Origin of the sequence: Paenibacillus sp. FSL R7-0273 (genome assembly GCF_000758625.1) — a bacterium.
Taxonomy (GTDB): Bacteria; Bacillota; Bacilli; order Paenibacillales; family Paenibacillaceae; genus Paenibacillus_AQ.
In genome coordinates this window covers 6,202,501-6,223,935 of the sequence record NZ_CP009283.1, presented here as the reverse complement: position 1 = coordinate 6,223,935, position 21,435 = coordinate 6,202,501, and the positions used below count along the sequence as shown (strand labels likewise).

The window sequence follows — 21,435 nt, the reverse complement described above, 5'->3', positions numbered from 1 at the left end:
AGTCTGCCGAATTTTGATATACTTTAAAGGATGCTTTCTGGAAAGGGAACGGGTATTAGGAGCGTAAAGCATGAATTTATATATGAAGGGATATGTGCAATGACACCGGATCAGAAACTGCAACAGGAAGTGGACAAACGCAGAACGTTTGCGATCATTTCCCACCCGGATGCGGGTAAAACAACACTAACGGAGAAGCTGCTGCTGTTCGGCGGCGCGATCCGGCTGGCGGGAACGGTTAAAGCCCGTAAAGCAAGCAAGCATGCGACAAGTGACTGGATGGAAATTGAAAAACAGCGCGGAATCTCGGTAACGTCATCCGTTATGCAATTTGATTACCTGGATCACCGGGTCAACATTCTGGATACCCCGGGTCACCAGGATTTCAGTGAGGATACCTACCGGACCCTGACGGCTGCGGATAGCGCGGTCATGCTGATCGACGTGGCAAAGGGTGTGGAAGCACAGACGATCAAGCTGTTCCAGGTCTGCGCGAAACGCGGCATTCCGATCTTTACCTTTATCAACAAGCTGGACCGTGAAGGCCAGAGCCCGTTCGATCTGATGGAGGAGCTGGAAAATGTTCTGGGCATCCGCTCCGTACCAATGAACTGGCCGATCGGCAGCGGCCGCGAGCTGTGCGGCGTGTACGACCGGATGAAGAATCAGGTGGAGCTGTTCCAGGGTGATGACCACTCTGTGATCAAGGTCCAGAAGGTAGAGGGCTACCATGATCCGATTATCCGCGAGATGGCCGGAGAATATCTGCATGACCAGCTGTGCCAGGACCTGGAGCTGCTGGATGTGGCGGGTGACGCCTTTGACTATGAAAAAGTATTGCGCGGCGAGCTGACTCCGGTCTTCTTCGGCAGTGCGATCAACAATTTCGGGGTGCAGACATTCCTCGACAACTTCCTGGAGCTGGCACCGAAGCCGGAGCCGCGCCGCAGTACTGTTGGAGCCATTGAACCGACCAATCAGAAGTTCACAGGCTACGTATTCAAAATCCAGGCTAACATGAACCCGGCGCACCGCGACCGCATTGCGTTCCTGCGGATTGTATCCGGCAAGTTCGAGCGGGGCATGAGCGTGAAGCATGTGCGGGCAGGTAAGGATATCAAGCTGTCCCAGCCGCAGCAGTTCCTGGCCCAGGACCGTGATATTGTCGAAGAGGCGTATCCGGGCGACATTATTGGTCTGTTTGACCCGGGTATTTTCCGGATCGGCGATACGCTGAGCCAGGCGGGCGAGATGGAGTTCGATGAGCTGCCGACATTCTCACCGGAGATTTTCTCCAAAGTGAGCATCAAAAATGCACTTAAGTCGAAGCAGTTCCAAAAAGGAATTGACCAGCTGACAGAAGAGGGAATGATTCAGGTATTCCGCACAGTCAACTTCGATGATATTCTGCTCGGCGTAGTCGGACAGCTGCAGTTCGAGGTGTTCGAATACCGGATGAAGGGCGAATATGGCGTAGATGTTATGCTGCAGCGCATGAGCTATCAGTTCGCGCGCTGGATCGTCGATGAGAACAAGCCGGACCCGGCGAAATTCCGCATTAACTCTACACTTGTAACGGACAAGAAGGGCAATTATGTCGTGCTGTTCGAGAACGAGTATGCGATGCGGACGGCGATGGAGAAGAACCCGACTGCGAAGTTCCTTGAGACTGCTCCTTAATGCCATGAATGCTTGTGATTAAAAAAACCTCCGCCTTTAACGTTGAAACTGCACGTTATGAGAGCGGAGGTTTTTGGCTGTCTAGCTCTGCTCGGTGGTCACGGATCCGGGGGTGATTTCCTCCAGATGCCGGTGCAGCAGACCGATGACATGATCCTGCTTGGCCTTGCCGATGTCTTTCCAGACCATTTCAAATACGACACCAAGTCCGGGAAGCGCGGCTTCCGGCCCGTCTACAGAGCCTTCGATCATAGAGCGCAGGTCTTCCTCAGACTGGCCGTGCACCTTATGAAGAACCGCCTGGCGTAAATCGATGGTTACCGGCATTGTGCACCTCCTTTTTAATTGTGTGGAAAGCTTCAAGGGGCAGAAATACTGGAAGAGACAATCAGAACAAACCTCTGCCTTATCCAAAACGCCCTGTACTAATGTGCCCTGCGGCGGCAGTGAAAATTCAAGTTTGGCCGCCCTTATGCTATACTGTGTGAGATGAAAAATGCTGCAGGAGGTACACGGACATGGCCAAAAAACAATACGCGATTATCGGGATGGGACGCTTCGGCTCAAGTGTAGCCAAGGCGCTCAGCGGCATGGGATACGATGTGCTGGCAATCGATACCGACGAACAGCGGACCCAGGAAATATCCGGGATTGTAACCCATGCCGTATCCGCAGACTCGACGGATGAGGAAGCGCTGCGTGCGCTGGGGATCCGCAACTTCGACGTTGTCGTTGTGGCGATCGGTGAAGATATACAGGCCAGCATCCTGACCACGCTGATCCTGAAGGATCTGGGTGTGCCGGCGATTCTGGTCAAAGCCAGAAATGAGCTGCACGGCAAGGTGCTGAGCAAGATTGGCGCAGACAAAATCATATATCCGGAACGGGACATGGGCTTACGGGTGGCGCATCATCTGGCCTCGCCGAACATCCTCGACTATATTGAGCTGTCTCCGGATTACAGCATCCTGGACATGAAGGTACCGAAGCAGATGCTAGGTAAAAACCTGCTGGAGCTGGACATCCGTGCCAGATACGGCTGCAACGTCATGGCCATCCGCCGGGGCGATGAAATGAACATTACGCCAAGAGCCGAGGACCGGCTGGCAGACGGCGATGTTCTGGTTATCGTCGGGCACAAGGATAATCTGAATAAGCTGGAGATGGCTTATCAATAACGAAGTGCGAAAGGAAAGGACTTCATGGAAATATTGTCACCGCAGAATACGCGGGTAAAAGAATGGGCCGGCTTGCAGGAGAAGAAGCACCGCGACAGGTCCGGCAAATATATTGTTGAAGGCATCCATCTCGTACAGGAAGCGCTATTGGCGGAAGCCGATGTGGAAATTCTCGCCTACGATCTGGACAAGGGAATGCCGTCTGAGCTGCGGGATCACCTGCAGGCGGTGCAGGGCATGGAGGTCATCGGCGTGTCGGGGGCAGTAATTGCCAAGTGCAGCAGCACCAATACGCCGCAGCCGGTGTTTGCGGTTGTCCGCAAGGAGCAGCAGGGCGTAGAGACGATCCTGGCGAAGCCGGACAGTCTGGTGGTCGTGCTGGACGGCGTCCAGGACCCCGGCAACGTGGGTACGATCATCCGCAGCGCGGATGCTGCAGGTGCAGACGGGGTTATCCTCGGCCAGGGCTGCGCCGATCTGTACAACCCTAAGACCATCCGCTCCACGATGGGCTCGATGTTCCATCTCCCGGTAGTGGAGGGAGATCTGGGCGTTGTTCTGCCGCAGGCGCGGGAACGCGGTGCTCTCCTGGTGAGCACCTCGCTGACCGGCGAGGACTCCTGCTACACGCATGACTTCCGCGGCAGCCAGTGGCTGCTGATCGGCAGCGAAGGTAAGGGCATCTCCCCGCAGACGGCCGCGCTCGTCGACAAGAGCATCATCATTCCGATGGCCGGCCGGGCCGAGTCGTTGAATGCGGCGATGGCGGCTACGATTTTGCTGTTTGAGGGGATGCGGCAGCGGGGGCTGCGGGCGGAGTAACGCATTGGTGTTTGTGAGCTGTAATTCATCTTGTCACCGTTCGGAATGTGGATTATCACAACAAAATCAATCCCGATGTGTCCAATAGCCTTGGCCCATCGGGATTATTTTAGATTTAAGCAAGAATATTTCTCATCACAAAAGCCCGCACCCGGCCTTATGGCTCGGATGCGGGCTTTTGTCTCAGAACAGGTCCTGTCCGTTCTCATTCTCGGTATAGATGGAGATTAGAACGATGGCTGTGTCTTCGCCTATATTTTTCACCAGATGGGGGGTGCAGGCATTCCAGCTAAAGGAGTCCCCCTCTGTGAACTCGGCTCCATCCTCACCTTGCTCTGCGTATATTCTCCCCTTAATTACCACATGCACTTCCTGCCCTTCGTGCGCATGCGGCGCCTCTCCGGTCATGGCACCGGGAGGGATCTCTACGATGCTCATACGTACGTTCTGGGTAGAACTCAAGTGTTCTACTTTTAGATTCGCCGGGCCGCTGGTTGTAATAGTACGTTCGTCCTTACGGACAATATGCATCCGGTCTTCTTTCTTTAGTAGCAGGTAGGCAAGGGGAACTTTTAGCGCCTGGGCTATATTTTCCAATGTGGAAATGGACGGTGAGGTCTTATTCGTTTCAACCTGGCTCATAAAGCCTTGGGATAAGCCGGTTAATTCACATATTTGGGCAATCGTTATATTTTTACGTTTCCGGATAGCCCGGATCGTTGAGCCGATATCCATCTGATCACACCCTTGGGATATTTGTAATACAAAACTTAATTTCATATTATCAATTTTTAAGTTGACAAGTCAATGTAGCATACGCTAAATTACTGATATAGAAAATATATTTTTATTACTAATATTTTATTGAGCAAGGAGGAGTCAAAGATGACTTCCGCTTATCCATATGACATTCACTTACCGGCCAATCTGGAGCAGGGCAAGAAATATCCGGTGATTTTCACACTCCACGGCAAGGGATCGAATGAACGCAATATGTATGGTCTGGTGGCCCCGCTGGCTGATGCATTCATCATCATAGGTATTCGCGGTAATATGCCGCTCGGTGCCGGATACCAGTATTACGATTTGAAAAGCCTGGGTAACCCGATCCGGGAGATGTTCGACCAGGCGGTTAAAGACCTCGAATCTTTTATTCAGTATGCTACAGAGAAGTATCCGGTTGATCCTCAAAGACTTTATTTGCTCGGCTTCAGCCAGGGGGCGATCCTGTCTATGACGCTTGCTCTTACGATGGGGGCGAAATTGAAGGGAATTGTAGCGCTCAACGGGTATATTCCTGATTTTGTGAAAATGGAGTACTCCCTTCGCAGCATTAAGGACGTCTCTATATTTGCATCACACGGGGAATATGATTCTGTGTTTCCGGTCCGGATCGGGCACGAGACGGCTGCATATCTACAAGAACAAACGGAGCGCGTAACGTTCAAGCTCTATCCGACCGATCATGGCGTATTCGAAGAGAACCAAATAGATCTTTTACAGTGGATTAAGGAAGATGCCAATTTAATTTAAACAAGGGGTGGAACAGAAGATGATACCTTCCTATTTTTTTGCACACGGCGCACCATCAATCGTACTTGAGGATAATGACTATACCCGGCTGCTGAAGCAGTTTAAAGAGAATACGCCAAAGCCGAAGGCGATTGTTCTTTTCTCCGCACACTGGGAAGAGGCAGTCCAGACGGTTGGCGCTGCAGCGGCGTATGAAACGATTTATGATTTTGGCGGATTCCAGAACGAGCTGTACCAGATGACTTATCCGGCGCAGAGTGACCCGGGGCTTGTGGAGCAAATCCAAAGTTTGTTCACCAAGTATGGCATTGAGAGCACCGGGAATAAGACAAGAGGCTTGGATCACGGGGCATGGGCGGTTCTGAAGCTGCTCTATCCGGATGCTGATATCCCGGTCGTTGCACTATCCGTAAACCGTCACTTGTCTAATGAACAGCAGTATCAAATCGGCAAGGCGCTGACTGAGCTTCGTGAACAGGATGTGCTCATTATCGGAAGCGGGGGAACCGTGCATAATTTAAGAGGATTGAACTGGGCGTCCGAGGGGATTGACGGGTGGGCTGAGCAGTTTGACAGCTGGATTCAGGGTAAGCTCGAGACATGGGATACCGAAGCATTGTTTCAATACCGCGAGCTGGCCCCTTATGCCAGGGAAGCCGTTCCCACAAACGAGCATTTCATCCCGCTGCTGCTGGCCATGGGCACTGGTGATGCCAGCCGTAAGGCCAAACTTCTTCACCGGAGCTATCAGTGCGGTAACCTCAGCTTGAGCTGCTGGCAATTCAATTAATATTAAACTATAATAATCAGAAATCATCTTACTTTGCCTCTACTGAGAAAGGAGTGTCCAGTCCATGAAGAAAAAATCCTTAAGGTTCATCTCTTGTGGATATGGATATTCGACGGCTGTTTTTTTCTAGAATTCATTTGACGGGTGAAGTCTGCCTAATTATGAACTCATAAAAATAGCACAAAAACTCTTTAGAATGCGAGGTAACGAAACATGGAAAAGACGTATATCACCAGAAAGAACCCGGCAGGTATGTATCACCCCGTAGGAAACTACACGCATATCACCAAAATCCCCAGAAATGCTGAGCTGTTCGTAACCTCCGGTCAGGTCGGGGCAGATGAACAGGGGCGGATTCCGGAGCATTTGAATGATCAGATTACAAACACCTTTGCCAATATCGGTAAATTGGTGAGCTCTGAAGGGCTGGCAGCTGAAAATATAATTAAAGTAAATATATGGGCTACTGAGAAAATAGATTGGGATTACATGTACGAAGAATGGGCAAAGCTGTTCAGCAGTGATTATCCCGCAATGACCATTGGCTATATAAAGGAGCTGGGACTGCCGGAATTAAAGATAGAAATTGAAGTATGGGCTGCCAGAGTCTAGAGCGGGCCTGCTGAACATTTCATATTTGCAGATCAAATTGGACACAAGCCGGATGGATGGGTTTGTGTCCTGTTTTTTTAGTAAACGCTAATTACGGAACCCAACACTAGGCAACCTGTTACGTCTTTTAGAGTGAAACCATTCGAGAGGATGATATGCAATGAATGAATTTCAAACGGACTTCATGAATGAACAGGGGAAAATCTCATATCTTGGATTATTGGACCTCCGCCATTTGCGTTCTGTAGATGAGCTTAGAAATGTATCGGAAATCTCATATGTCGGTACGATTTTACTTTCGGATCAGCTTGAAAGTAGTATCCATATAATTCCAATGCATTATGTTGGAAGCGTTATCTCTATACCGTCAGATATGAAGATTAAGGTTCTGAACGGAGATTTGAAGCTTCACGGAGATTTTCTGGAGAACGCAAATGGTGATCCCGAGGAGACTCTTCTTGTTACAGGGGAACTAATCATTACATCCCCATTCCGGAAGGTCGGGTACAAATCCCTGATCCTCACCGGTGAAATCTTTGCGCCGAAGGAGTGCGAATATGTCCTTACGTCCTCAATCTCCCAGTTGTACGGTGACCTACACTTCTACCAAAGTGAACCAAGAATGTTCTCTGGGCAAGAACGATTTGGTCATGATTTCTTCTTTTACTTAAAGAAGCCAGTCACCTTGATCCTGAGGGGGGAATTCAGTATTGAGGCTGATGTTTCTCCAGAGCTGTTACATGAAAAAGTATCTGAGGTCTTTTTGTGGGGAAACGTTCAAACGGCGGATAGCAAGCAGGCTTCGCTGTTACTGGCGCTTACAGCTCTGAAGTGTGGCGATATTCGTGCCGTGCAGATCTAGGAGGCAACGTCAATGAATGACCCTCAGAGGGAGGCATTCTTTAATCAGCTGTACGGTAAATACCACCATATTATCTTTGCCTACATCATGTCACATGTTAGTCATCGGGAGACAAGCAAAGATCTGCTGCAAGAGGTTTTTCTGAGAATTTGGAATCAAATCCATGTGGGTATAGAGCTGGGACTCGACGAGTCTCGGTACTGGATCTATCGTATAGCAAAAAACCTGGTCATTGATCATTACCGGAAACGTTCAACACAAAACAGGACGGAGGATAAGATAAAAGCTGATGCTGTCAGCAAGACGCTAGTGTCGAAATCGGCTGAGGACTCCTTTGAAATTAAGGAGCAAATCTTTAATGTAGAGCAAGCGATTTTGCGGCTTCCCGATAATCTGTACCGTGTTTTAATACTCCAGTTCATCGGACAAATGAACAGTTCAGAGATCGGTGAGCTTCTCGAATTACCGGCGGGAACCGTTAGATATAGACTCAGTATGGCGCGCAAGAAGCTGCGGCAAGAGCTGGAAGCTTTTCAAGGGGAAGGAGTACAGCCATGAGTGATGAATTTCGTGAAGAATGGAGATCCTTCGAGAAAGAAAGACCTGATCTCTCTGCTTGGATTAATAGTGCTAAGTTAACTGAACATGAAGCAGAGGCCATTAAGAATTCAATAATCAGGAATGATATCGGGTATGGTGCAAGGTGGTTGGAAGTGATCTCAACCCGAATTGACCGGGCCGTCTTGCGTTCACAGCGCAGAATTGAACAGACGGCGTCATTCCGGCTGCAAGAGCAAAATGATCGAATTAGGGTTATTCAAAACAGAAATCAGTAAGCAATGCCTACACGCGAGTTCGTGAAATTAGCAGCTTGTATTTGACTATAAGTAAATTCAGCTGTATCCGGCACCGATATTTCAATACCATCTTCAGGCAGAATATTGCGTTTCACACGGTAGATCCGCAAACGCTCTCCATCCTGCAAGGAGGTAGGGCATACGATAGTCCAGTTAAGAGCCGATTGTTCTAGCAAATGATATACCTGATGATGTTCCTCTGCTGCACGGGTTGACCTGCGTTTCGATTCGCTTGATTGATAGCGCAGAAGATGAGGGGACTGTTCACTTTGCAGAATACCGGCAGTTCCTACGGTTATGATACGTTGTATACCTTCGTTGTACATGGCCTCAATAATGAAAGGCATACTGTCTGATAGAGTTGTAGTACCATCTGTACTTAGGGCACTAATCACTACATCATTTCCTTGTACTGCATGGGTGATATCCTCTTTATTTACCACGTTACCATGGATAACCGTCAGGTTCTGATTAAACTGCTGGAGCTTCTCCGGAGTGCGGACTAATACGGTCACATGATGTCCATCCTGAAGAGCATGGTTAACGATGTGGCTCCCAACCCTTCCAGTGGCACCAAGAATCAATATATTCATATAAGGGGAACCTCCTAGTTGATCTGCTTTCTTTTATTTTATTATAAAGGAAAGGAGAGGTGATTTTATGAATGAAGTAACTATCCGTATCTTGAGTGAAAGTGATCCCGAGGTGATCTCCGAGGCCTTTCATGATCAAGGGTGGGAGAAGCCTGTAACGCTTTTTCTACAATATCTGAATGAGCAGGGAAAAGAACAGCGGGTCACATTGGTGGCTGAGGTTGAAGGTGATTTTGCGGGTTATGTCAATGTACTTTGGCAATCAGATTATCCTTATTTTAAAAAGCATTCTATACCTGAAATTCAGGATTTTAATGTACTGATTAAGTATCGGCGTTACGGAATAGGCACATTGTTGATGGATAAGGCGGAAGAAATAATTAGAGAAAGATCAGAAGCCGCTGGCCTTGGTGTAGGCCTATTCAGTGATTATGGAGCTGCACAAACCTTATACGTTAATCGCGGATATGTTCCGGACGGCAAAGGAATATTTAGAAACGGCGAGTACCTACAATATGGCCAGCAGGTAATTGTAGATGACGATCTGAATATGTTTTTTGTTAAGAGATTATGATTGCAGGGAACGTTAGTCTGGCTGCTTTTGTTCAGTTAACGGGCAGTTTAACAGAGCTAAGCTCTTGACTTGATGCGAATCTTAGTTTAACCTCTAATCTTATTGTTTACAGTGATTAGAGAGGAATGGTTCAATGAAGAAATACCTTGCCGGATTATTAATTACTTTTGTCATATGTTTGGGCTTACCAGGACAGGCTTACATGGAAGCGTCTAACCAGCAGCCTTTGGCTTTTGAGGATTTCAAACTAGAACAAGCGATTAAGTCATTATTAAATAAAAACGACGATGAATCACTAACAAAAGAGGATTTAGAGTCACTGACCGACGTTCCTTTATCGGGTAAAGAAATTAAGAGTTTGCAGGGTTTGGAGTATGCAGTTAATGTGACGACTTTGGAATTGGATAGCAATCAAATCGAGGATATTAAGCCTCTCAGGAAGTTAACGAAGTTGACAGATTTATCGATATTAAGGAACCAAATCAATGATCTTTCACCGCTAGCGGGATTAGTTTAGTTAATCTGAATACGTTATCCATAAGTTCTAACAAGATCACAGATCTAAGGCCGCTAGCAGGATTGGCTAATCTTTGGAGACTCGATGCTGCGAATAATAACATCAAAGATCTTGCTCCTTTGTCTAAATTAACTGACTTGCTTACTCTGAATTTATCATCTAACCAAATCTATGATTTGGAGCCGTTGAGAAATCTTCAAAGCTTGGGTTACCTATATTTGAACAACAACCGGGTGTGGGATTTAGAGCCGATCCAGCAACGTAGTTTTTTTCCGTATTATGATACGGGTGCATTCATCGAACCACTCGCGCTGCAAAATAACTATTTAGATTTAAGCCAAGGATCGAAAACATATAAATTATTCGTGGAACTTGCAGGAAATGAGTTGCCTGTTGGTCAGCGTAAGACACAGCGCCTGGTGATCGGCAGCACGACAGCTTATGTGGGAGAAAGTGCTTATCGTATTACCGCAGCACCATTTATTCAGACGGGGCGTACCTATGTGCCGATCCGTTTCATCTCCGAGAAGCTTGGGGCAACCGTGAATTGGAACCAGAGCACCAAAGAGGTAACGATTCAGAAGGATGGTAAAACGATTCGTTGGACTGTAGGGAACAGGCAGGTAAAAGTAAACCAGCAAACGGTGATGCAAGATGCTCCTTTACTTCTGAAGAACGGCAGTACGTTCGTTCCAGTTCGTTTTGTGGCGGAGCAGTTAAATACTTCCGTTGAATATATGGGAAGCAAGCATATGGTCGTGATTTTCAAAAAGTAAGCAGCATAACGGAATTACAGAAAAATATTTGAAGTTACGGACTCAGTGACCCTCAGCATACTTAATCTTTCGACTTTACATATAAATGTTTATTTCAGACGAGGTGAACAACAAATGGGGAAAAGCAGCTTTATATCTGGCCTGGGACTAATTATGTTAAGCAGCATTTTGTTCACAGCAGAAAGATTTATTGCCGTTTATAAATGGATTGGTGAAACGACTCCAGTAAAAATAAACGGTTCTGGTTCGTATCCAGCTGAACCAGCAATGCCGGGTGTGTTTGATAATGTATTCGTAGGCATTTTCTTGATACTTGGACTGGCTTTATTAATAATTGGGCTGAGCAGAGGAATAAAGAAATCTAGTTGAAGCGAAATGCAATCCAGGTGAAGCCGGATGGAGAAAGAACTAAATCAATAAGCGCCCCGCAGCTGATTATGAATCAGCTGCGGGGCGCTTATTGTTAAGGGTGTTATTTTTTTGAGGCCATTAAGGCTACACGGTATTGAGGAATAGCCTCGATACGGTGGAATACCGCAATTTCAACACCCTCAAAAACTTCGATATGAGCCTGATTGATATACGTATGAACAGTACCCTTACGCAGTGGTGTGATGGCAATATGAAGCTTATCCTTCTCCAGCTGATTGTAAGAGGATTTCAGGCCAATGCTCCAGGTTTGACCGAAATGGATGTTATCCGTCAGCAGCTTGTCTCCAAGGAAAGCTTCTGCAACATCTCCATCATAATCGATTTCCAGCCATACATCCTCTACATGGGACGGCCAGGCGGTATCCACTTCAATAACAGCCGATTTTTCTGCAGGCTTCACTACACTGATTTCCGGTGCGTATTCCGGAAGCTGCAGGGAGTAGGTGCTAAACACCCCTTCTTGCTGAACTGGTCCCAGCTGGCCAAAGGTAGAGCGTAATTCTTGTGCCGGAGCAGGAACGAGAGAGACACTAAAGGAAGGGAAGCCGAGAGAATTGCAGACCAGCTGATCGTTCTGAGCGGTTAACGGACAATCACTGACGGCGACAACCTGCTGTCCCCACAGGTCAAACCGGTAGGTTTGCAGCGCTTCTTGACGCGTGAGTGTAACAAAACGGATTGCTTTACCCTCAGTAGTACGGAATACGACTCCGTTATTTTTACCGGCAACAGGATGAATCACATATTCCTTATCGTTGTCTTGAACCTGGCCGTCGGTTGTTGCCATGCCGGTAATGGATGATTTGGCGATAACAAATTCCGGGTTAAGCCCGTCATGAGCATAGAAGAAAATGACATGTTCATCCTCTGTTGAAACTTCTGTCAGCAGCTGGGCCGTGGCGCTGATTAGGGATACTCCATGCAAATCAAGATTAAATGGAAGAACTGCACCTGTACCGCTGTTCAGTACGGCTTCTCCTTCATGCGGGAAAGAGAGCTTTCCAAGCGTAGTCTCCAGCTCAATCCGGAAGCTGCGGTCCGGCATATCAACACTGTCCTGAAAATTGTTCAGGAATACAAATCCGCTGCCGTCCTGCTGTCTGACACACCAGCGCAAAGTCTCGCTATCCGTAACCTCAAGGTCTGCCTGCCCTTCTGGCAGTACTGTTGGCATTGGGGCAAGAATATGGCCAAAGGACTCCATAAAGAGTGAAAGGGAACGGATGCGGTCATAGGCCTCGCCGATACGTCCGAATTCCCCGAGCGGCGCCTGATAATCATACGAGATTTTCGGAAGAGAATACTCGTTCATGTAGGTTTTTTTACCGACCGGATTGGAGCCGCCATGGTACATATAGTAGCCCAGCATATTGCTGCCACTGGCAAGCTTGACCAGTGTCATTGCTTCAACACTCTCGGCAGGGACAAAGGGACGGGCTTTATAGCTAACCTGCATTCCTCCAGCCATCTCACAATAAGCAACAGGATATTCGCGGGTATTGAAGTCGACCTCCTCCATCGGGACGGCATGCAGATCACGGTACAGAAATTCGCGGCTTGCCGGCTGGTCCGGAAGCCAGGAAGTGTAGGCATAGCCTGCAAGCATCGGAAGGAAGCCTTCAGTTGGAATGGCAGCGCCGCCCCAGGCGGTAACTGTAAAGAACATAGGATGGATTCCGGCTTCTTCTGCAATCCGGCGAAGCTCGGCCAGATGCGCGGTGCCTTCATTGCCTGAACTCATAAACTTGCCTGAAGTGTAGCCCCAGGCATCGTTAGGAGCGCTGCAGTGCATATATTCATTTTCCAGCTGGACAGCAATAACAGGACCGCCCTCCTGATACATGGTTCCTCTGATCTGTCTGGAAATTTCCCGGTAGAGCTTTCTGGAGAGCTCCAGATAAGCCGGATCGTTTGAACGGATTTCCAGCGGCTTGGCAAATACCCAGTCCGGAATGCCGCCGTTTCTGACCTCACCGTGACAGAAAGGCCCGATGCGCAGAATCAGCGGGTAGTCAAGCTTGGCACACAGATCAACAAAGTGACGTAAATTGCGGCTGCCGCTCCAGTCAAACACGCCTTCTTCTTCCTCATGGTAGTTCCAGAACACATAGCTGGCCACAATATGAACCCCGCCTGCTTTCATCTTAAGCAATTCCTCTTCCCATTGGAGATAACTGAAGCGGGAAAAATGAAACTCACCTACAACCGGAATAAAAGGCTTGCCGTTGCGGGTCATATAGTAGTTCGTAAAACCAAAGGTTTCACCTTTAGGGTTAGAGCCGCCGTTTGCACCCAGCTTACCCGGGACAATCTCAAATTGCGGCGTATCAGTCAGATCAAGTGTGGTTATTGCAGTCATTGCGTTTAGCCCTCCTCAAATAAGTTGCTTGTGATGGATATTGTTATCTGATTTAATAGGTAAATCAGATTTCTCTTGTATTGTAGGGCATTTATAGGAAGGGGAGGTAGAGTGGATATGGCTAAAAAAGCGATGGATTATGCTATTCACGGAGAGCGCTCCTATGGCATTCTGATTGCCGGACATTTCAGTGTAGCCGCTGATTACGCGATCCACCGGCCATCGGGCAGCAGAGACTGGCTGCTGATTTATACAATCTCCGGTGAAGGGCAGATTCAACTGGGTCAGGAGGCCGTGACATGCTCCGCAGGGGATATGTCTGTTCTGCTGCCTGGAATGCCCCATCAATACAGCACCAAACAGGAGGAATGGGAGTTCATCTGGGCACATTTTATTCCTGATCCCCAGTGGAGCACCTGGCTGAAGATTCCGGAACCGGACGAGCCGTTTATTTTTCATCATATCTCTTCTATAAAGATGCGCCAGTCCATTCAGGAGGCTCTGATGCGGATGGTCGCTCATGAGCTTCCGGGCGTAACCTCCATCCTTCACCGCAGGCTGTCTGAAATCGGACTGGAAGAAGCACTTGTTCATGCCCAGATAAATGCGGACCCGGAACATACCGTTTCCATGGACCCCAGAATTGCTGAGATTTTGCGTGATCTGCAGCTGAATCCGGCTCAGAAGGTCAGCCTGCCTGAGCTTGCCAAGAACAGCTGTCTCTCCATTTCCCGCCTGTCCCATCTATTTAAGGAGCAGGTGGGTGATACGATTCTGAACACACTGACTAAATTTAGAATGGAGAGGGCTGCCCAGCTTCTGGCCGGCACCCGGCGTCAGGTGGCAGAGATTGCTGCCGATGTCGGATTTGATTGTGCGATTCATTTTACACGCAAGTTCCGTGACACCTTTGGCGAGACACCCTCGGTATACCGGAAGCGAAAGCGTGAGGAGCTGCAGAATATGGACAGTTCCAGCCTTTCGGCTCAATAGGTGTATTGGGGAAAAGGTGCGCTGGTTCTGCTTTCCTGGCCGGCCGCTGCAAGATTGTCCAAAGCCGTAAAAAAAGTCTAATCTCCCCCAACAGCTGTGCCAAGAAAGTCTTATTGCCGGAAGCAGTAAAGGAAAGTATGCTACTGGTGTTGATTTTTTGGAGGGGGAATCTGGAATGATGAATAATAATGTTACCCAATCGGAGATGTATAACTTTAATTTTGGTTGGAAGTTCAAGCTGGCTGATGCCTTTCCGCTGGCCGATGCATTGGAGACCTGGAGAGACGGGGCGGGACGGCTGTTTTTTGAGCGGGAATATGATGAGCAGCAATGGACAGCGGTAAGCGTTCCCCATACCTACAATGATCAGGACCTGTTTGTGGCCCGGATCAAGGATGCCGGAAGCGGCCAGAAGCGGACCTTTGCTTTTTACAGAAAGTGGTTTAGGCTCCCGGAGTACCATGCCGGCAAAAAAGTGCTGATCGAGTTCGAAGGCATCCGGCAGACCTGTTATTTGTATATCAACGGCAAGCTGGCAGGCTATTATGAAGCCGGTATCACGCCCTTTGCCTTTGACCTGACCTCTTATATCGATTATGACGGAGATAATCTGATCGCTGTGGCTACGGATAACACCTCGACCAGGGATCTTGATTTTTTTGTGTCCGAGACGCCGAATCATCCGGATGCGGTACCTGGTACGTTCATTGATTCCCTGACAGAGCAGGAGCGTATTCCCGAGGCAAACCGCAGTGTCCGTTACTTCTGGAATTGCAATGATTTTAACCCCTCTGTGGGCGGACTCACCAAAAATATTAGACTGCATGTTAAGCCGAAGCTGTACATCACACTCCCTGTCTACAGCAATCTGCGGACAAAAGGGGTGTATGTCTACGGGACGGACTATGATATCGCACAGCGGGCAGCGGTTATCCATACCCGGGCAGAAATAAGGAATGAAACCGGCTGTGAACAGTCCGTCATTCTGGACAGCATTATCTATGACCACCGCGGGTCGGAGGCAGGCCGTTTGTCCTCGGATCTAACCCTGATTCCCGCTGCTGCCGGGCTGGCCGGATCTCCGCCGCTCTCGGTCACACCGCAGGATGCTTACATTAAAGAGGGGGAGCGGTATGTGCCGCAGTCTGAGGAGGCAGTGGAGCCGACCCTCACCAGCTCCGTTGAAGTTACTGAAGTGATGAATGCTGCTCCTGTATCCGGAATGCGGTTCTGGTCGCCGGATGATCCGTATCTGTATACGGTCCACACCCGGCTCATCTTGGACGGGGAAGTGATAGACACAACCGTTACACTCACGGGCTTCAGAAAGGTTGCTTATGACGGGGAGCGTGGACTGAGCATCAATGATAAGCAGGTCTGGCTTACCGGTTATGCACAGCGCTCCTCCAATGAGTGGGCAGCTATCGGTACTGCGCCGGATTGGCTTAAGGATATGGATGCCCGGCTGATCCGCGAAAGCAATGCCAACCATATCCGGTTCATGCATGTGGCGGCAAGCCCTGCGGATATCCGCTCCTGTGACAGGTACGGGGTCGTGTGCACCCAGCCGGCAGGCGATAAGGAGCATGAGAACACAGGCAGGCAGTGGGATCAGCGGATGGAAGTAATGCGGGATGTCATAATCTATTATAAAAATAATCCTTCGATCCTGTTCTGGGAGGCTGGCAATAACTCCATCAATAAGGAGCACATGCGGGAGATGTACCGGCTGAAGCAGGAGCTTGATCCGCACGGCGGCAGATTTATGGGCTGCAGAACCCTTAATACGGAGGAGGTAGTCGAGGAGGCTGAATATGTGGGCACGATGCTTAACCGTCATGCGGCCCGCTTCCAGTCGGAGAGAATGCCAGTAACAGAGACGGAGTATCTGCGTGAAGAGGCGCCAAGACGGGTCTGGGATGACTATTCCCCGCCGGATTACGATTATGATAATCTCTGGCTCGGCCTTGGGGGGATGAAGCAGCCCGGAGGCGACTGCCATGACTTAACCTCAGAGGACCTTGCCCTGTATGCGGCCAGAGGGTATGCCCAGTTTTTCAATGACCGGATCGGTGGAGCCTCCGGCAAAAACTTCTACGCCGCCGCCGCTGCCCTTTGCTGGACGGATTCTGCCCAGCACGGAAGGCAGGCGGCTTCCGAGAATGCCAGAATGAGCGGACGGGTTGATCCCGTGCGCATCAAAAAGCAGAGCTTCGAGGTGTTCCGTACGCTGCAGTCTCCGGTTCCCATGATCAAGATCATCGGTCACTGGAATTATCCCAGTGAAGGCGGAGACAATTACCGCTATGCGGTAAAGGAGTTTGACGGAACGTATTGGAGGAAGAACGGGGAGTGCGGCTTCCGTGATCCCAAGGACAAGACGGTGTATGTGCTGGGCAGTTATTTTATTGCCAAAGTAGAGCTGTTCATTAACGGCAGCCCGGCCGGAGTCTGCAGTAAGCCAGTGGACACGTTTGTATTTCCTTTCGAGCATACCGATATTACCCGATCCGGAGTGATTGCGGCCAAGGCGTATGACTACCAGGGAAATCTGGTGGCTGAGGATACGATAGAAACGGCCGGCCCGCCGTCCAGACTGAAGCTGACTGCCTTTACCGGAGACCGGGGACTGCTGGCTGACGGGGCAGACATTGCCTATGCCGATGTCGAAGTGCTGGATAGGGAGGGCCGTCTCTGCCCACTCGCCTTTGACCGGATCGATTTCCGGCTGGAAGGGGAGGGCGTGTTCCTGGGAGGCTATAACAGCGGACGCTTCAACGGCTTCGGCAGGGAGGACAGCGTTATCCGGCAGAATCACGTGTTTGCAGAATGCGGCAATAACCGGGTCTTTATCCGTTCCACCGGCCAAGCCGGCAGCATCCGGCTGACTGCAGCCATGCAGGGGCTTCCGGAGGAGAGCCTGATCATTGAAAGTTATCCTGCGGATACCGCAGCGCTCTCTCTTGAGCCGGGACAATACCTGACTCCGGACTATGAGGTGATTCCCGCCGCCGGCGGTTATCCGTTCAAGGCTATTCGTGAAGCGGATGCGGCTAAATATGTGCCGGAGGATAAAATCTATTGTAAGGTGCTGGTGGACGGCCAGGAGCCCGGCACTAATGGTGTCCTGAGCATTTATGATCAGGGCAGCATCTACAGCCCGATCCTGTACATTCTTGACCGGATCAAAGGCATGCGGCCGCAGCTGTTTGAATACACCTTCGATTCAGAGCGGGGTATTCTCACCCTGACCTCTGGCAGCACTACCGTTAAAGCGGAAAAAGGGCGCACTCATCTGCTGGTCAACGGGGAAGAAAATCTGCTGAACGGCGAGCCGTACTTTTATCAGCAGGATTTTATAGTAGAAATCAATGCAGTTATTGCTTATATCCGGGATGTTGTTGCCTATTATGACGATAAGATTAATGTTTTCCGGATCGAGCTTCCGTCTCAATAGCGGGCTGTTTTAACATTCCGCGCTGCCATTCTCCGGTTCCGGAGAGTGGCTTTTTCGTGTATTAAGATGCTTACTGCGCATTTCTCCTGAACTCGCTTGGCGTTACGGACACAGCCTGCTTGAAGATTTTACAGAAATACATGGATGAGTTGAAGCCGCAGGCCATCCCGATTTCAAGGATAGACAGAGAGGTGTTAACTAGCATGCTGCATGCATGCTGTATTCTTATATTGTTGATATAATGCACAAGGGTAAGCCCCGTAGCCTCTTTGAATATATGGCACAGATAGTATTTTGAGATGAAGAATTGGTCGGAGATCTCTTCAATTTTACGAATACGGTCGTAGTTCTGATTAATGTAGGCAAGTATAAGGTCAATGTTATTGGGTGAGGTTTGGGTTTCAACGGGCTTTGCCGGGCTTTTACTATGATTTAAAAGATCGAGAATCTCGGCAAGGTAAATAAAGATACGGTTACGGCTGTCGGATATATCTTCTTTCTCTAATAATAAAAGCAGCTTTTTAAGCCGGGGGAACATTTCCTTATCTATTGAAACAACAGTCCGGTCAAAGCAGTCCAGCAAGGAGTTAACGGCACGCTCTGTAAAATAAAGCTGCAGGAAGCGTTCGGTGAAGTAGATACAGGTTCTGGAGCAGCCGTGGTTCCGGAAGCTTTGGTGAAACAGATTGGGCTTAAGCAATGCCGTGTCATGCACAGCCAGGGTACACATGGAGTCATTCACCAGCATATCGTGATGCCCCTCTTCAAGAATATACAGCTCGTAGCAGTTATGGTAATGGAGATTAGGCATCCGGTGCCCTGCATCGTGCTTCCTGCGCTCAATAGAGAATAAAGGATGCGGCACAAACAAATCAGCACTCATTAATCCGGCCTCCTTCTTTGTATAGCAATATAATATAACAATCATTGAGCAAAGTAATATAATAGAAGAATATTGTTATTGGTTTATAATGATAATGATCCAATTCTATTAAACTATAATGTAGTTCAAAATAATGCTTGCATTACTTTTCTGTACATGATATATTCTATATCTGGCCGCGAAACGCTGAAAAGCATCGTAGCTAAGCTCGAAAAAAGAAATTAAAAAAGAGCTTGCAACGAACGGCTGGATGTGATATAGTATAAGAGTTGCTGCTGACGAGATGATCGTTAGCGACGACGAGCTTGATCTTTGAAAACTGAACAACGAGTGAGTATCGGAAATCACTTCGGTGAGATCCAAAAGTAGAGAATGCAAATTCTCGTCAGATGTTTCAAAATGAGCAATCGCTCTTTCTAAATACCAATTTGGAGAGTTTGATCCTGGCTCAGGACGAACGCTGGCGGCGTGCCTAATACATGCAAGTCGAGCGGAGCTTATCCTTCGGGGTAAGCTTAGCGGCGGACGGGTGAGTAACACGTAGGCAACCTGCCCCTTAGCCTGGGATAACTACCGGAAACGGTAGCTAATACCGGATAATTTCTTTTTTCTCATGAAGGGAGAATGAAAGGCGGAGCAATCTGTCATTAAGGGATGGGCCTGCGGCGCATTAGCTAGTTGGTGGGGTAACGGCTCACCAAGGCGACGATGCGTAGCCGACCTGAGAGGGTGAACGGCCACACTGGGACTGAGACACGGCCCAGACTCCTACGGGAGGCAGCAGTAGGGAATCTTCCGCAATGGGCGAAAGCCTGACGGAGCAACGCCGCGTGAGTGATGAAGGTTTTCGGATCGTAAAGCTCTGTTGCCAGGGAAGAACGTCCGGTAGAGTAACTGCTACCGGAGTGACGGTACCTGAGAAGAAAGCCCCGGCTAACTACGTGCCAGCAGCCGCGGTAATACGTAGGGGGCAAGCGTTGTCCGGAATTATTGGGCGTAAAGCGCGCGCAGGCGGCTATTTAAGTCTGGTGTTTAAACCTTGGGCTCAACCTGAGGTCGCACTGGAAACTGGGTGGCTTGAGTACAGAAGAGGAAAGTGGAATTCCACGTGTAGCGGTGAAATGCGTAGAGATGTGGAGGAACACCAGTGGCGAAGGCGACTTTCTGGGCTGTAACTGACGCTGAGGCGCGAAAGCGTGGGGAGCAAACAGGATTAGATACCCTGGTAGTCCACGCCGTAAACGATGAGTGCTAGGTGTTAGGGGTTTCGATACCCTTGGTGCCGAAGTTAACACAGTAAGCACTCCGCCTGGGGAGTACGGTCGCAAGACTGAAACTCAAAGGAATTGACGGGGACCCGCACAAGCAGTGGAGTATGTGGTTTAATTCGAAGCAACGCGAAGAACCTTACCAGGTCTTGACATCCCGATGAAAGCATTAGAGATAGTGCCCCTCTTCGGAGCATTGGAGACAGGTGGTGCATGGTTGTCGTCAGCTCGTGTCGTGAGATGTTGGGTTAAGTCCCGCAACGAGCGCAACCCTTGACTTTAGTTGCCAGCAGGTTAAGCTGGGCACTCTAGAGTGACTGCCGGTGACAAACCGGAGGAAGGTGGGGATGACGTCAAATCATCATGCCCCTTATGACCTGGGCTACACACGTACTACAATGGCCAGTACAACGGGAAGCGAAGCCGCGAGGTGGAGCCAATCCCAGCAAAGCTGGTCTCAGTTCGGATTGCAGGCTGCAACTCGCCTGCATGAAGTCGGAATTGCTAGTAATCGCGGATCAGCATGCCGCGGTGAATACGTTCCCGGGTCTTGTACACACCGCCCGTCACACCACGAGAGTTTACAACACCCGAAGTCGGTGGGGTAACCCGCAAGGGAGCCAGCCGCCGAAGGTGGGGTAGATGATTGGGGTGAAGTCGTAACAAGGTAGCCGTATCGGAAGGTGCGGCTGGATCACCTCCTTTCTATGGAGAATCGTCACCTGCAACGGTGACATTCAAATCGGAAGCTAAGCTTCCAAAACTCAGGTTTAGGCCTGTTACTCACTCGTTGGTCAGTTTTGAGAGTTTAAGCTCTCAAGTAGTACCTTGATCCTTGAAAACTGGATACCGAAACGAATTTGCGTTTTAGAACATCTTTTAGCTGAAACTTGTGTAAGCAAGTTGAAATAGTTATTAGTTGATACAATTGATCTGATAGGAAAGTAAAGAACAGCAATGTTCAATATTTCTCCTGCGGAGAAAATTGCGGTTAAGCTAATAAGAGCACACGGAGGATGCCTAGGCGCCAGGAGCCGACGAAGGACGTGGCGAACAACGAAACTGCCTCGGGGAGCTGTAAGCAAGCTTTGATCCGGGGGTGTCCGAATGGGGAAACCCAGCTGTGGTAATTCGCAGTTACTCACATCTGAATACATAGGGTGTGTAGAGGCAGACCAGGGGAACTGAAACATCTAAGTACCCTGAGGAAGAGAAAACAATAGTGATTCCGTCAGTAGCGGCGAGCGAA

20 protein-coding genes and 2 rRNA genes (1 of these 22 only partly in view) are annotated in these 21,435 nt (G+C 49.2%); 17 read left to right on the top strand and 5 right to left on the bottom strand.

Annotation, left to right across the window (positions count from 1 at the left end; genetic code table 11):
- Positions 1 to 99 precede the first annotated feature (99 nt).
- Positions 100 to 1,680, top strand: a complete 1,581-nt coding sequence (locus R70723_RS26755; protein WP_039877053.1) for a peptide chain release factor 3 — start codon at positions 100 to 102, stop codon at positions 1,678 to 1,680.
- A gap of 81 nt (positions 1,681 to 1,761) precedes the next feature.
- On the opposite strand, the gene R70723_RS26750 is transcribed toward R70723_RS26755, so the two are convergent.
- Positions 1,762 to 2,007, bottom strand: coding sequence for a small acid-soluble spore protein SspI (locus R70723_RS26750; RefSeq protein ID WP_039877050.1), 246 nt, complete (start codon positions 2,005 to 2,007; stop codon positions 1,762 to 1,764).
- A gap of 191 nt (positions 2,008 to 2,198) precedes the next feature.
- On the opposite strand from R70723_RS26750, the gene R70723_RS26745 reads away from it, so the two are divergent.
- Positions 2,199 to 2,858: a potassium channel family protein gene (locus tag R70723_RS26745; RefSeq protein WP_039877048.1), complete on the top strand. Its 660-nt coding sequence runs from the start codon at positions 2,199 to 2,201 to the stop codon at positions 2,856 to 2,858.
- Positions 2,859 to 2,882: 24 nt separating this feature from the next.
- On the top strand, positions 2,883 to 3,680 hold the full coding sequence (locus tag R70723_RS26740; protein WP_039877046.1) for a TrmH family RNA methyltransferase: 798 nt from the start codon (positions 2,883 to 2,885) through the stop codon (positions 3,678 to 3,680).
- A gap of 183 nt (positions 3,681 to 3,863) precedes the next feature.
- Here the strand turns inward: R70723_RS26740 and R70723_RS26735 are convergent, their stop codons facing one another.
- On the bottom strand, positions 3,864 to 4,415 hold the full coding sequence (locus R70723_RS26735) for a helix-turn-helix domain-containing protein (protein ID WP_039877044.1): 552 nt from the start codon (positions 4,413 to 4,415) through the stop codon (positions 3,864 to 3,866).
- 150 nt (positions 4,416 to 4,565) lie between these two features.
- On the opposite strand from R70723_RS26735, the gene R70723_RS26730 reads away from it, so the two are divergent.
- The 6 genes from R70723_RS26730 (at position 4,566) to R70723_RS26705 (ending at position 8,313) form a co-directional block, all read left to right on the top strand.
- Positions 4,566 to 5,213: an alpha/beta hydrolase gene (locus R70723_RS26730; protein WP_039877043.1), complete on the top strand. Its 648-nt coding sequence runs from the start codon at positions 4,566 to 4,568 to the stop codon at positions 5,211 to 5,213.
- A 19-nt stretch (positions 5,214 to 5,232) separates the two neighbouring features.
- Positions 5,233 to 6,003: a DODA-type extradiol aromatic ring-opening family dioxygenase gene (locus R70723_RS26725; protein WP_039877041.1), complete on the top strand. Its 771-nt coding sequence runs from the start codon at positions 5,233 to 5,235 to the stop codon at positions 6,001 to 6,003.
- A gap of 213 nt (positions 6,004 to 6,216) precedes the next feature.
- Positions 6,217 to 6,615, top strand: coding sequence for a RidA family protein (locus tag R70723_RS26720; RefSeq protein ID WP_039877039.1), 399 nt, complete (start codon positions 6,217 to 6,219; stop codon positions 6,613 to 6,615).
- A 160-nt stretch (positions 6,616 to 6,775) separates the two neighbouring features.
- Positions 6,776 to 7,477, top strand: coding sequence for a hypothetical protein (locus R70723_RS26715; RefSeq protein WP_039877037.1), 702 nt, complete (start codon positions 6,776 to 6,778; stop codon positions 7,475 to 7,477).
- 12 nt (positions 7,478 to 7,489) lie between these two features.
- Positions 7,490 to 8,035, top strand: a complete 546-nt coding sequence (locus R70723_RS26710) for an RNA polymerase sigma factor (RefSeq protein ID WP_039877035.1) — start codon at positions 7,490 to 7,492, stop codon at positions 8,033 to 8,035.
- Entirely contained in the window at positions 8,032 to 8,313 is a 282-nt protein-coding gene (locus R70723_RS26705; protein ID WP_039877034.1) for a hypothetical protein, read from the top strand. The genes R70723_RS26710 and R70723_RS26705 overlap by 4 nt, the downstream gene beginning before the upstream one ends.
- Here R70723_RS26705 and R70723_RS26700 read toward each other — a convergent pair.
- Entirely contained in the window at positions 8,307 to 8,927 is a 621-nt protein-coding gene (locus R70723_RS26700; RefSeq protein ID WP_039877032.1) for an NAD(P)-dependent oxidoreductase, read from the bottom strand. The genes R70723_RS26705 and R70723_RS26700 overlap by 7 nt on opposite strands.
- A 67-nt stretch (positions 8,928 to 8,994) precedes the next feature.
- Between R70723_RS26700 and R70723_RS26695 the strand changes: the two genes are divergently transcribed.
- The 4 genes from R70723_RS26695 (at position 8,995) to R70723_RS26680 (ending at position 11,163) form a co-directional block, all read left to right on the top strand.
- On the top strand, positions 8,995 to 9,501 hold the full coding sequence (locus R70723_RS26695; protein WP_039877030.1) for a GNAT family N-acetyltransferase: 507 nt from the start codon (positions 8,995 to 8,997) through the stop codon (positions 9,499 to 9,501).
- Positions 9,502 to 9,634: 133 nt separating this feature from the next.
- The gene (locus R70723_RS34165; RefSeq protein ID WP_052421486.1) at positions 9,635 to 10,018 is read left to right on the top strand and encodes a leucine-rich repeat domain-containing protein; all 384 of its coding nucleotides are present in this window, start codon (positions 9,635 to 9,637) and stop codon (positions 10,016 to 10,018) included.
- A complete protein-coding gene (locus R70723_RS34160; RefSeq protein WP_331281993.1) occupies positions 10,009 to 10,794 on the top strand; it encodes a stalk domain-containing protein in 786 nt (261 codons plus the stop codon). The genes R70723_RS34165 and R70723_RS34160 overlap by 10 nt, the downstream gene beginning before the upstream one ends.
- Positions 10,795 to 10,908: 114 nt before the next feature.
- Positions 10,909 to 11,163 carry a hypothetical protein gene (locus R70723_RS26680; protein WP_047171242.1) on the top strand — a complete coding sequence of 85 codons (255 nt, stop codon included), beginning with the start codon at positions 10,909 to 10,911 and terminating at the stop codon, positions 11,161 to 11,163.
- 103 nt (positions 11,164 to 11,266) lie between these two features.
- On the opposite strand, the gene R70723_RS26675 is transcribed toward R70723_RS26680, so the two are convergent.
- On the bottom strand, positions 11,267 to 13,585 hold the full coding sequence (locus R70723_RS26675; protein ID WP_039877028.1) for a beta-galactosidase: 2,319 nt from the start codon (positions 13,583 to 13,585) through the stop codon (positions 11,267 to 11,269).
- Positions 13,586 to 13,702: 117 nt separating this feature from the next.
- On the opposite strand from R70723_RS26675, the gene R70723_RS26670 reads away from it, so the two are divergent.
- On the top strand, positions 13,703 to 14,578 hold the full coding sequence (locus R70723_RS26670; RefSeq protein ID WP_047171241.1) for a helix-turn-helix domain-containing protein: 876 nt from the start codon (positions 13,703 to 13,705) through the stop codon (positions 14,576 to 14,578).
- Positions 14,579 to 14,753: 175 nt separating this feature from the next.
- A complete protein-coding gene (locus R70723_RS26665; RefSeq protein ID WP_052421484.1) occupies positions 14,754 to 18,035 on the top strand; it encodes a glycoside hydrolase family 2 protein in 3,282 nt (1,093 codons plus the stop codon).
- A gap of 70 nt (positions 18,036 to 18,105) precedes the next feature.
- Here the strand turns inward: R70723_RS26665 and R70723_RS26660 are convergent, their stop codons facing one another.
- On the bottom strand, positions 18,106 to 18,918 hold the full coding sequence (locus tag R70723_RS26660) for a helix-turn-helix transcriptional regulator (protein ID WP_039877027.1): 813 nt from the start codon (positions 18,916 to 18,918) through the stop codon (positions 18,106 to 18,108).
- Positions 18,919 to 19,343: 425 nt separating this feature from the next.
- On the opposite strand from R70723_RS26660, the gene R70723_RS26655 reads away from it, so the two are divergent.
- Positions 19,344 to 20,891 (top strand): 16S ribosomal RNA (locus R70723_RS26655).
- Positions 20,892 to 21,175: 284 nt separating this feature from the next.
- Positions 21,176 to 21,435: ribosomal RNA gene (locus R70723_RS26650) — 23S ribosomal RNA — on the top strand; it runs 2,667 nt beyond the window's last position.
- Together the 16S and 23S rRNA genes form the textbook arrangement of a ribosomal RNA operon.